The sequence below is a fragment of the Psychrobacillus sp. genome (genome assembly GCF_032154225.1).
Taxonomy (GTDB): domain Bacteria; phylum Bacillota; class Bacilli; order Bacillales_A; family Planococcaceae; genus Psychrobacillus.
Map to the genome: position 1 here is coordinate 51044 of NZ_JALDYF010000005.1, position 12878 is coordinate 63921.

10 protein-coding genes and 1 pseudogene are annotated in these 12878 nt (G+C 36.2%); all 11 read right to left on the reverse strand.

Features of this window, described 5'->3' with window-relative positions:
* Positions 1–59: 59 nt before the first annotated feature.
* Positions 60–1481, reverse strand: coding sequence for a S41 family peptidase (locus RUH95_RS08955; RefSeq protein ID WP_313892520.1), 1422 nt, complete (start codon positions 1479–1481; stop codon positions 60–62).
* A 70-nt stretch (positions 1482–1551) separates the two neighbouring features.
* Positions 1552–2130, reverse strand: coding sequence for a peroxiredoxin family protein (locus tag RUH95_RS08960; protein WP_313892521.1), 579 nt, complete (start codon positions 2128–2130; stop codon positions 1552–1554).
* A complete protein-coding gene (locus RUH95_RS08965) occupies positions 2127–2789 on the reverse strand; it encodes a hypothetical protein (RefSeq protein ID WP_313892522.1) in 663 nt (220 codons plus the stop codon). The genes RUH95_RS08960 and RUH95_RS08965 overlap by 4 nt, the downstream gene beginning before the upstream one ends.
* Before the next feature lie 65 nt (positions 2790–2854).
* Complete coding sequence (locus RUH95_RS08970; protein WP_313892523.1) at positions 2855–4165, reverse strand: murein hydrolase activator EnvC family protein; 1311 nt, start codon at positions 4163–4165, stop codon at positions 2855–2857.
* A gap of 55 nt (positions 4166–4220) precedes the next feature.
* Positions 4221–5108: a permease-like cell division protein FtsX gene (ftsX, locus tag RUH95_RS08975; RefSeq protein WP_313892524.1), complete on the reverse strand. Its 888-nt coding sequence runs from the start codon at positions 5106–5108 to the stop codon at positions 4221–4223.
* A complete protein-coding gene (ftsE, locus tag RUH95_RS08980; protein ID WP_313892525.1) occupies positions 5098–5784 on the reverse strand; it encodes a cell division ATP-binding protein FtsE in 687 nt (228 codons plus the stop codon). Before ftsE ends, ftsX begins: the two co-directional genes overlap by 11 nt.
* Positions 5785–6046: 262 nt before the next feature.
* Positions 6047–6388: a cytochrome c551 gene (gene cccB / locus RUH95_RS08985; protein WP_313892526.1), complete on the reverse strand. Its 342-nt coding sequence runs from the start codon at positions 6386–6388 to the stop codon at positions 6047–6049.
* 49 nt (positions 6389–6437) lie between these two features.
* Positions 6438–7265: pseudogene (locus RUH95_RS08990) on the reverse strand (YitT family protein).
* Between the two features lie 197 nt (positions 7266–7462).
* Positions 7463–8926 carry a methyl-accepting chemotaxis protein gene (locus RUH95_RS08995; RefSeq protein WP_313892527.1) on the reverse strand — a complete coding sequence of 488 codons (1464 nt, stop codon included), beginning with the start codon at positions 8924–8926 and terminating at the stop codon, positions 7463–7465.
* Between the two features lie 99 nt (positions 8927–9025).
* Positions 9026–10130 (reverse strand): peptide chain release factor 2 gene (gene prfB / locus RUH95_RS09000; RefSeq protein ID WP_313892528.1). Its coding sequence is split into 2 segments (ribosomal slippage): positions 9026–10054 and positions 10056–10130, totalling 1104 coding nucleotides; the frame shifts between segments, so codons are not numbered across the junction.
* A gap of 26 nt (positions 10131–10156) precedes the next feature.
* Positions 10157–12667 carry a preprotein translocase subunit SecA gene (secA, locus tag RUH95_RS09005; protein ID WP_313892529.1) on the reverse strand — a complete coding sequence of 837 codons (2511 nt, stop codon included), beginning with the start codon at positions 12665–12667 and terminating at the stop codon, positions 10157–10159.
* Between the last annotated feature and the right edge of the window lie 211 nt (positions 12668–12878).

Below are 12878 nucleotides of genomic sequence, written 5' to 3' on the forward strand. Positions count from 1 at the left end.
GCACCTTTGCGTATAGGATTTTAGACTAATACGAAACTTTCTTCCTTACTATGCTCCTATTATTTTTTCATTTCATGAATTAAATAACTAACGCCCATTTGCAGCTGCTTATCATTTTCTTTTCTCGCTCTATACTCTGTTAATGTTTTAGTAAGAGATTGAAATAATGCAGCGTCTATTTGATCACTTTGTGCTAGCTTTTTCTCTTGGCGATACTTTTCTACCGCTTCCATTGTATCTTCTCCGAAATAACCATCTTTTCGTGCGACATTATATCCTAAAGCCGTTAATACATTTTGCACATATTGAATTTCTTCCCCGTACTCTCCAACTCTAAACTCTCCTTGCAGAGATTTTACTTCCAACGTATATAACTCATCAGGCAACACTTCTAAATCTGCTTGAATTCCTTTTCCATGAATCCATTCCTGCTTCGGTGTTAACCATTTATGCGTAGAAATTTTTAACTTTCCACCGTTGGAAAGGGGATGTGTTTCTTGAACCGTTCCTTTTCCGAAGCTTTTTTCCCCAATAATCATTGCTCGTTTATGATCTTTCATAGCACCAGCAAGTACTTCACTAGCTGAAGCACTTCCCCCATTTTGCAATAAAACAGCCGGTATTTTATTTAAATATGGCTTTTCCTTACTTTCCGTATTTAACATTTCCAATACACCTTTAGGATCTTGCATATATGCAAATGTCGTACCATCTTTTAGCAATGTTCCAATAATCTCTGAAACACTATGCAAATAGCCACCTGGGTTACCCCTCACATCAATAAGTAAACCATCAATACCACGGTCGACTAATGCAGTTGTTTGCTTCTTCCATTCTTCTGCGGTTTTTTCTCCAAATATAGAAATCGTCACTATACCAATCGAGTAATCATCCATCTTATACACTTCACTCGATACTGTGTGCATCGCAATCGTTTCACGTTTCATATGTAGCTCTACATGGCGATCCTCGCTTGCTCGAAACACCGTCATATTCACTTTACTTCCTTTTTCTCCACTTAAAGTTTGTATTAACTGTGCCATCGTTTTTCCTTCTAAACGCACATCATTTACCTTGACAATCTCATCCTGTGGCTTCACACCAGCCTTATATGCTGGTGAATCTTTTATTGCTGAAACAACAACAAATTTACCGGAAGATAGCATAATCTCTGCACCAATACCAACTCGTTCTTCTGCTAATGTTGCTTCCTGAGCAGCAGCCTCTTCCTTCGTTAAGTACGTACTATATGGATCTTCTAATGCTCCAGCCATCCCTCGAATTGCACCTTCTACAATAACCTTTTCACTCTTTGAAAACACCGCTTCTTTTTTAATCATTTTAAAAGCTTCATCAATCACCTGGCTATTACTAACTGCCGCCGTCTGCTCATCCTTCAGTGACTTCGTTGTCCAAACATACACAAGCCCTAGCAAAATAATAAACAACACAACATATAAAAAAATCCGACTTTTGCGCAAGTTATACCTCCTACTTTTCCTACAATATATGTGAGGACAAGAGAATTTAATACTTGTGCAAAGCCGGATATTATTTTAGATTACTCACTAAGTTAGTAAGCATCTGTTCATCCATTGGACCAACAATTTTATTTTGAATTGTACCAGTCGTATCGATCATATATGTAGTTGGAATTGTAAGAATACTATATGTTCCCCCTACTGTTCCTTCCTCATCGAGTGGAATAGGGAAAGTTAAACCGTAATCTTCTTGGAATGCTTGAACTTTATCTACTCCGCTATCACCACTTGTTAAATTTACAGCTAAAATTTCAACATTCTCTTTTTCAGCCATATCTTCATAGTAATTTTGCATATGTGGCATTTCCGCCTTACAAGGAGGACACCATGTAGCCCAAAAATTCAACACTACTTTTTTTCCTTGATAATCTGCTAAAGTTACTTCTTCCCCGTCTAATGTAGTTAATGTAAAGTTAGGTGCACTATCTCCTTTACCAATCCCTTCATTTGCAGGATTTAAAGCTAAATCTGTGCCCATTTGTTCCCCTTCAAATGCTTCTTTTTCATCAATATTTTTTTTGACAAATGAAATAGTAGCGATTGCAACTAAACAACCGACGACCAATAATCCAATCATTTTTTTCTTCACAATTTTCCCTCCACACGAATCATTTTGCTTTGACTTTTTCTTTGAAATAGCAATAAGCTAATAAAGAGAGTAACACTAAGCGTTACAAATAAAGGCGTTTGAAAAAGTCCATTTGGCTGAAGCATCGCTACTATTATATGCACAAGTAGAAGGACAATACTAATTTGTTGTATCGTTTTGTCATCTCGTAAAATTCGTACAGACGCAAAAATGACAAATAGTCCAAAAAAGATAATAGTTATTGTTTTTTGCCACATAAGTCCATCGTTTAAAAATACCATCAAAAACTGATAGATTACTTGCAGGCTTATAAAACCAAATAATAGCGCTTTCAAATCCTGTTCTTTAAATCCACGTTTTCTTAGTGATACATAAAGCTTCGTTAACGCAGCAAAGAGCCCTAAAAACACACCTATTTTCCCACCATTAAAATACAAAATAGACAGTGGAAACTCCACAACCATTTTAAAGTCTGTCAAAATAACACTTAATTTCCATACGACAATAAACATAATAGCAGAATCAGAAAACCAATCTTCCACAGCTCTCCCATAAAATTTCCACAAAATAAGCCATGTAACAATAAGCGCAATAATAACAGATACCCAAGAAGCAGGCAACGTCAGTGAGCGAATAATATACCATTCAGTAACCTGCAAACATCTCACTCCTTACTAGAAAATTGAAAAAAGACCTCGCCTTAAACAGACGAGTGTCGATTTTCTTAAAATGATATATATCTTAGAGGGTTTACTGAGTTTTTCGCCATACCTTCCCAGTTTCCAACATGAATTTCAAAATGTAAATGAGGTCCTGTAGAATTCCCCGTATTCCCCATTGCCGCAATAATTTGTCCTTTTGATACTTCTTGTCCAACACTCACTTTAATACTGCTTAAATGTGCATATAACGACGTGAGTATTTTACCATCTATAGAATGCGTAACCATTACGACATTACCATATGTACTTAATGGAGAAGCATACGAAACAACACCATCTGCTGCCGAAATAACAGGAGTACCAATACTATTTGCAAAATCAATACCATAATGCATTAATCCAGTGCCATAAATTGGATGCTTACGATATCCATAACCAGAAGTGAATCTTCCATTAGCTGGCTTAGTCCATGAACCTGGAGAAACAGATGGGATTGCTGTAGAAGATCCACCCGCTGCTTGTTGACGTTTGCGCTCTTCTTCCTGTTTACGCTTTTTCTCTTCTGCTTGTTTTCGTGCAACTGCTGCTAAACGCTTTTGCTCCGCTACAATTTTATCTTGTACGTCTTTGCTTAAATTTAGTACTTCTTCGTATTCTGTTTCCATCACTTCTTTTTGTTCTTGTAACTTACTTTGCTCTGCTTCTAATTGATCGATTAACACACCTTTAGAAGCTTTTTGGCCATCTAATGATGCTTTCAAACTAAGAAGCTTAGCTTTCGTTTCTTCTTGTTGTTTTAGTTTATTTTCTAAACTTGCTTTTTGCTCTTCTAACTGCTTTTTATCAGATGCTTGTTCTCTTAAAATGCTGCGGTCTGCTTCCATCAATGTATTTACAGCTGAAAATCTATCGATAAAGTCGACAAAGCTATTAGCGCCTAATAGAACGTCTAAATAACTAACAGTACCACCGCTTACTTGTACTGCGCGAAGTCTTTCTTGCAGAAGTACATCTCGCGTTTCTATTTTACGCTCTAACTCTGTAATCGACTCATGCAATTTTTCAATTTCATTCGTCGTTATTTTAATTTCATTTAGTGCGTTTGTAATATTCGTTTCTGTTGCTATAATCTCATTGTCTAGCACTTGTATTTGAGCCATAATTTGGTCTATTTTAGATACATTTAAATTTATTTGACCTTCTGTTTTTTTGATATTCGAATTCAGTTCATCTTTTTGCTGATCCAGCTGTTGCTGCTCACCTTTTAAATCTTTTAATGTATTTGCAAGTACATTTGGTCCAGCAGTAAGTAAAAGTGCTCCGGTTGTAGCAACTGCCATCACTCGCAGCATCCATTTTGACTTTGTTTGCAACGCTTCTTGCCCCTTTCAAATTGCACTTCTCATGGAACACAATTCATTCTTTTAGTTAAACTCGTAAAAACTTTCGAACGGACATGAAACTTCCCCAAATCCCGATGAATATTCCCATTAATAAAATGAGCCCATTCACTTGGTAGATGAACGGTGAAAATTCCAGTAACGCAAATAGCTTCCCTTGTTCCAACTTCGGTTCTAGCACTTTATAAATATTATAATAGAGTACAGTAACGGCAGTCATTGGAATAATCGCACCTAAAACTCCTAACCACATACCTTCCAGTACAAAAGGAATACGGATAAACCAGTTCGTTGCACCAACAAGTTTCATAATTTCAATATCTCGTCGTCTTGCCACTATAGTAATTCGAATCGTATTCGATATTAAAAACATTGCCGTAAATAATAAACCAAGGATTAAAATTAACCCAACATTTCTACTCGTATTGATTGCTGAAAAAAGCTTTTCAATTTTTCCTTCTCCATACTTCACTTCAAATGCATTGTCTAATCGCTTAATCTTTTGTGCTATTTTTTCCGTTTCTTGCGGATCTAATGCTTTTGCATAAAACACATTATGTAGTGGGTTTTCTTGTTCATATAAACGTAATTCGTCTCCTAAATCTAACATTAACTTCTCCAACTCTTGTTCCTTTGAAGAAGTAACGACTTCCGCTACCCCTGCAATACTTTTAATCTGTTCTCCTAATGTTGCAACCGCTTCCTCATCTGCAGTTAGCTCTACCATTACTTTAATCGTTACATCTCGTTCTAAATCATCTGCTACTTTATTTAAATTCATCATAATCATGACGAAAACACCAACAAGTAATAAAGTTACTGTTACTGCACTGACCGATGCAAAAGTCATCCATCCGTTTCGGCTAATGCTTTTAAAGCTTTCTCTGAAGTGTCGTCCTGCTGTTCTAGCTTTCATAACCGTATTCTCCTCCGTATTCGTCTCGAGTGATTAAGCCACTCTCCACTACAATAACACGGTGTCTAATTGTATTTACAATTTCCTTATTATGTGTCGCCATTACAATTGTAGTTCCTCGAGCATTAATTTCCTCAAAAATATTCATAATTTCCCATGAAGTATCTGGATCTAAGTTTCCTGTAGGCTCATCTGCAATAACAACTTTCGGTGTATTCACTATCGACCTCGCAATAGACACCCTTTGTTGCTCGCCTCCAGAAAGCTCTGTAGGAAACATTCTTGCTTTATGTTTTAATCCGACTAATTCCAATACTTCCATTACGCGCTTACGAATCACTTTAGGAGATTCTTCAATCACTTCCAAAGCGAACGCTACATTTTCATATACATTTAAACGAGGGAGCAATTTAAAATCTTGAAAAACTACCCCGATTTGCCTTCTTAAGTAAGGAACTTTTTTAGGTTTCAAAGTAGCCAAATTTACATCATTAATAAATATATCTCCTGAAGTTGGTCTTTCTTCTCGATACATCATTTTGATAAATGTAGATTTACCGGCACCACTTGGCCCAACTACATAGACAAATTCGCCTTGCTTAATTTCAACATCAATACCATTTGCAGCCACAATTCCATTTGGATATTTCTTATAGACATTTTTCATCGATATCATCTTTAAACCACCTAATTCGTTTCGCATTAATAAAAAAATTTAACATGCCTATTATAACACTAGACGACAGTCTATTTGTTACAATTACATTTCAATTTCTAGGTAATATTAGGGAGTGATTCCCTCTTAATCATATTAACAGGACAATAAGCATAAGTACAAATTATCTACCAACACATTAATTTCTACAAAAACCTTCATTATCCTTCTTTTTTTCAAAATAAAAAATCAGTCGCCCTCAAAGAGCAACTGATTCCATACATTATTTTTTATTCGATAGCCATTCTGCTACTGCATCTGCATCTTCACCAGAAATGATTTTACCAGGCATTGCACCTTTTCCATCATTAATTACTGCTAAAATTTCATCTTTTGATAAACGAGCTCCTATGTCTGATAATGCTGGGAAGTTCCCTTGACCTTGCAAGTTGTTACCATGACAAGAAATACATTTTGAATTAACAATTTTTTCGGCATCTACTGTAACTGTTTCAGAAGTACCTTCACCAGTAGTAGTATCCGGTGTTTTTGATTCTTCACCGCCACCACATGCTGCTAACAATAAAGTAGTTCCAAAAATTGCTGCTAAAAGCTTTTTGTTCATGTTTTTTCCTCCTCAACCATGATTATAATACATGAATATTATACCACCTTTAATACTTTTTGAAACCTTCCCCTAATACTTCGTAAGCATCAGAAACTATGACAAAAGCAGTAGAATCAACATTTTTCACAACATGTTTCAGTTTTGTGAACTCTGTTTGGTGGACGACAACTAACAGAATTGGCCGACTTTCTTCCGTATAACCACCAATCGCTGGAAGCTTAGTCACACCTCTGTCGATTTCTCTATATATAGCATCTCTCACTTCTTCTTGTTTATTCGTAATAATATATGCCATTTTTGATTGGCTAAATCCAAGTTGTACAATATCAATTGTTTTCGTTGTTACAAATAACCCGATTAAGGCATAAAGTGCTTGTTCAATATCAAATACAATAGCCGCACTAAAAACAATGATTCCATCGATCAACAAAACACTTGTCCCTAGCGAAAAGCCAGTATATTTCGTAATAATTTGAGCTGCTAAATCAGTTCATCCTGTAGAACCTCCGCCACGGAATACAATGCCTAACCCAAATCCTACTCCAATCCCACCAAATAATGCCCCTAAAAGTGGATTCATCGTCCAAGGTTCCCAGCTAGAAGTAAACAATACGATAGCTGGAAGTGTTAATGTTCCAACAAATGATTTAATGCCAAACTTTGCCCCTAGAAAAAAGAGTCCAGCGATAAACAATGGAATATTAAATGCATATTGTACAAGTCCAGGTGTCCATCCAAATACTGCTTGTAAAATTGTACTTATTCCACTAACTCCACCTGATGCTACTTGGTTTGGAAACAAAAACACATTAAAACTAATCGCAATAATTGCGGCTCCGACCATAACATATAAATAATCTCTTCCTTGCTCCATAAAAGGTGGAAGTTCTCTTTGTAATCTTTTGTTTATTTCCATGATTTATCCTCTTTCTGTTAAAAAAATCTTGTGTTCGACTGAACAAGTATAGCAACAGAAAAAGCATTTGTGAACTTTATCGGTGTGGTTTAGTAAAGGAATGAAGTGCGAAAAAATAGAGATGCTCAACCATATTTGTTGGGCATCTCTTTCCGTTATTTTTGAATGGATTGTGCTTCTTCATATGTTTCATCAATATAATTTGCAATTACTTCTTGATCTTCTGCAATATGAATAAGCGTTGCACTCAATTCTTCAATCGCAGCAGTACTTTCTTCAATGATTGCTGCAAATTCATTTGTGCTCGTACTAATAGCATCACTATTTTTGGCAATAGAATTTGCATCATTCGTAAAATCTGCTAAACCTTTTTGTAACACTTGCATTGTATTATATAAATTTTGGAATGATTTATTCGATTGTTCTACCGTTTGTACTTGTTTGTACACTTGCGTTATACCATTATCAAGTTTTACAAGTGCCGCTTCATTATATTTATTTACTTCATTTAAATTTCCATCGATTTTTTCAAGCGTTTGATCAGTAACTCCAGCTAGTTTTCGGATTTCTTCCGCTACAACAGCGAAGCCCTTTCCTTGTTCTCCGGCTCTAGCCGCTTCAATGGAGGCATTTAAAGCTAATAAATTCGTCTGTTCTGTAATTTGTCGGATTGCTCCTGCAAAAGCATTTGTTTCATTTATCTTCTCTGAAAGCTCTTGGAATGTTTTGTTCAATTCAACAAAGAACACTGTAAATTTGTCGATTTCTTCTTTCATCGTCCCCATTATGACAGATCCATCTGCGGCATTTTTTCCAGCAGTTTCTGCTTGATCGACAATGCTAGCTAAATGTGTAACCATTTCTTTTACGGAATCAGATGTGTTTTCTGTATTTTTAACGATTTCAATTACATGGTCTGATTGCTTTTGTGAACCGATACTTACTTCATCTACGGCTAGTAGCATTTCTTTTTGTGCATTATTGGAAGCATATGTATTTGAACGGATTTGTTCCAAATTCGATGTGATTGTTGACACAGCAGTTTCTAGTTTTTGTGTTAACAGTTCTTCTTTTGTAGCTTTTTCTGCAGCCTCCACTACTAACTTCTCAACACTTGCAAACATTTCCTTGCTTTGTTTTACTTGTAAAAACATTCCTAACGACATTAAAAACTGCACCAAAAATATATTAGACGTTGCATTGCCAAATACTTCTCTGTCATCTATGAATACATTGAATATCATTCCTGAATAAGAAAAAATTGCACCTATGATGAAAATAGGTTTACTATTATGCAAGCTTCCTAAAACCATTATAAAAAATGATAATACAATTGTAGCAATTGAGGCTCCATCTGAAATCGTTGTTCCGATTGTTATTGACAATGCAGCAAGTAAAACAATATATGGGAAAATTTTAGCTCCAGTTTCGTTAATTTTGCCGAATAAATAAAATAAAATAGCTAGTAAAAATGGAACCGCAATTGATAAAATGACTCCTAGCTCCTGCTTTAATACAATTTGAGCAATTGTCCCTATCAAACCAGAAAATCCAAATACCGTAATTAAAATAAAATTCTTTTTTATTAAGTCTGCTTTTTTCAGTTCAATAATGTTCATCCTAATCCCCCTATATTTATATCTTCGGCAAATTTCCGAAAATTTCAAATAAAAAAAATTCCACTACTATAATAATATAACAGTGGAATTTCTTTTTGGTTAATTTATTTTCGAACGTAAATAAGCATGAATGAAAGAATCAATTTCACCATCAACAACAGCGTGTACATTTCCACTTTCTTCGTTTGTACGGTGATCTTTCACCATAGAATATGGGTGGAATACATATGATCGAATTTGGCTTCCCCATCCGATTTCTTTTTGTTCTCCGCGGATTTCTAGTAATTGTGCTTCTTGTTCTTCTATTTTCAATTGATACAATTTTGATTTTAGCATTTTCATCGCTTGCTCACGGTTTTTGATTTGTGAACGCTCATTTTGGCAAGTTACTACTGTGTTCGTTGGTACATGCGTAATACGAACAGCTGAATCCGTCGTATTAATATGCTGACCACCGGCACCACTTGCACGATACGTATCAATTTTCAAATCTTCCGTACGAATCTCAATTTCTACATCATCCGTAAACTCTGGCATTACTTCACAAGATACAAACGATGTATGACGGCGGCCAGATGAATCGAATGGTGAAATACGCACAAGTCGATGAACACCTTTTTCTGCTTTCAAATATCCATATGCATTATGACCTTTTATAAGAAGCGTAACCGATTTAATACCGGCTTCATCTCCTGGTAAATAATCTAAGGTTTCTACTTTAAATCCTCGTTTATCTGCCCAACGTTGGTACATGCGCAGCAAGATTAAACCCCAATCTTGAGATTCTGTTCCTCCAGCTCCCGGATGTAACTCTAATATGGCATTATGCTTGTCATAAGGCTCACTTAATAGTAATTGGAGCTCAAATTCGGCAAGCACAGAAGTGAATTCTTTTAACTCATTGCCAAGCTCTTCTTGTAATTCTTCGTCTGGCTCTTCTTTAATCAACTCAAGTGTCATTTCTAAATTTTCTTGCGTTGAAACTAGTTCATGATACTGTTCTACTACAGCTTTTAATGCGTTTAATTCACTAATTACTTTTTGGGCTTCTTGTGCATTATCCCAAAAGTCAGGAAACGTCATTAATTCTTCAAATTCTTGAATACGTGCCTCTTTGTTTTCTAAGTCAAAGAGACCCCCTGAAGTCGATCAATTTTTTAGCTGTTCTATCTAATTCATTTCGTATCGCTGCAATTTCTAACATATTATTTGTTCCTCCGAATTTTTCGATTACTGTACAGCACCGTGACAGTTTTTATATTTCTTTCCACTTCCGCATGGGCATAGTACATTACGTCCTACTGCCGCTTCATTGCGGACAGGCTTTTTCTTCACAGTTTCTCCGTCTTCTTTTGGATTCACTGCTTGACCTTTAGCAACCTCTTCACGCTCTAAATTATTGCGAATTTCTGCTTTCATCGCATATTTAGCAACGTCTTCTTGAATTGATTCGACCATTGCTTCGAACATTGCAAATCCTTCACTTTGATACTCGCGAAGTGGATCTGTTTGTCCATAAGCACGAAGATGAATCCCTTGACGCAGTTGATCCATTGCATCAATATGATCAATCCATTTTGTATCTATTGAACGAAGCAATACAACTTTTTCAAATTCACGCATACGCTCTGAAGTCATTTCTTCTTCTTTTATATTGTAGTAATGTAGGACTTCTGTTTTTATTTTCCCTACTATTTCTTCAGCAGTTAAGCCTTCAAAGTTTTGCTTTGCCACGACACCTTCTGGTAATAAGTTGGCATGCACATAATCTTCAATACTTTTTAAATTCCACTCTGCAGTATTTTCCGAGTTTGTATGAGCACCTACTAGACGCTCAATCACATCAAATAGCATCGTTTCTACAAGCGAACGCATATTTTCCGTTTCAAGCACTTCTAAACGCTCTTTGTAAATAATTTCGCGCTGTTGTCGAAGTACATCATCATATTGCAATAAACGTTTACGTGAATCAAAGTTATTTCCTTCAACACGTTTTTGTGCAGATTCAACTGCACGAGAAACCATTTTCGACTGGATTGGTTGTGAATCGTCCATTCCAAGCTTCGACATCATATTACGCATATTGTCTGATCCAAAACGGCGCATTAGCTCATCTTCCATAGACAAATAGAACTGGGTGACCCCTGCATCTCCTTGTCGACCAGAACGTCCACGTAACTGATTATCAATACGGCGTGATTCATGACGCTCCGTACCAATTACAGCTAAACCACCAACATCTATAACACCTTCACCAAGCTTAATGTCTGTTCCACGGCCAGCCATATTCGTAGCAATTGTAACAGAACCCATTTGCCCAGCTGTTGTAATAATTTCTGCTTCATGCTCATGGTTTTTCGCATTTAATACATTATGCTTAATGCCGTGTTTTGTTAATAACTTCGAAATAATTTCTGAAGTTTCGATTGCAACCGTACCAATCAATACAGGCTGTCCCTTTTTATGCTTTTCAGCAATATCCAAAGCTACGGCTTCAAACTTACCATTCATCGAAGCATAGATTAAATCAGCACGATCATCACGACTGATTGGGCGGTTCGTTGGAATTGCGATAACATTCATATTATATATATTACGGAATTCCTCTTCCTCTGTTTTCGCCGTACCTGTCATACCCGACAACTTATCATACATACGGAAAAAGTTTTGGAACGTAATTGTTGCCATTGTCATGGATTCATTTTGAATTTCTAATCCTTCTTTGGCTTCAATCGCTTGATGTAATCCATCACTATAACGACGTCCTTTCATCAGACGTCCAGTGAATGAGTCAACGATGACAACTTCGCCTTCTTGTACGACATAATCAACATCTAAATGCATCGAAACATGTGCTTTTAATGACTGATTCACTGCATGATTTAATCGTACATGAGTCAGATCAAATAAGTTTTCGATACCAAAAGCTTTCTCTACTTTTTCTACACCAACATCTGTTAGTGTTACACCTTTTGTTGTTTCATCATACGAATAGTCTTCTTCTTTTGTCAGCATACGCACAAATGCATTTGCCTGTTTATATAATAATGCAGCTTTTGAGGCTTGTCCTGAAATGATTAAAGGCGTTCTCGCTTCATCGATTAAAATAGAGTCAACTTCATCAATTACGGCATAGTGAAGCGGACGTTGTACTTTGTCTTCTTTGTACAACACCATATTATCTCGTAAATAATCAAAACCAAGTTCATTATTTGTTGAATACGTAATATCGGCAGCATAAGCTTCACGCTTTTCTTCCTTGGATAATGAATTCAAATTCAAGCCAACCGTCATGCCTAAAAATTCATATAGTTGTCCCATCTCTGCGGCATCACGACTCGCTAAATATTCATTGACTGTAACAATATGTGCACCAAGATTTGGTATTGCATTTAGATAAATTGATAAAGTGGAAGTAAGTGTTTTACCTTCCCCGGTTTTCATTTCTGAAATATTTCCTTCATGAAGTGCAGCAGCACCCATAATTTGTACTCGGAATGGATATAAACCTAATACTCGTTTTGCAGCTTCACGAACAACAGCAAATGCTTCTGGCTGCAAATCGTCTAATGTTTCTCCAGCTTCAAAACGTGTGCGGAATTCTACCGTTTTTTCTTGCAGCTGTTGATCTGTTTTAGTTTCCATTTCTTTTGCTAAAGCTTCTACCTTATCTGCGACTTTTTCTAGTCGTTTTAGTTCACGTTTGTTTAAATCGAATACTTTATTTAATACACCAAGCATCTATTTTCACTTCCCATTCAGTCTTACTCTCCATTTTACCATTCGAGAGTTTGTGGTGCAAACTGTTGCATTTTTATGCTTTCATATTCCATAAGAAAAAGAGGCTTCGTCCTTTCAAACAAAAGCATCTTAGTGGTTCGCTTCCAGCTTCCCATTGGCTATACTATGAACGGGAAAATTTTAAAAGCTTGTTGGAACTGGCTGCACCGCT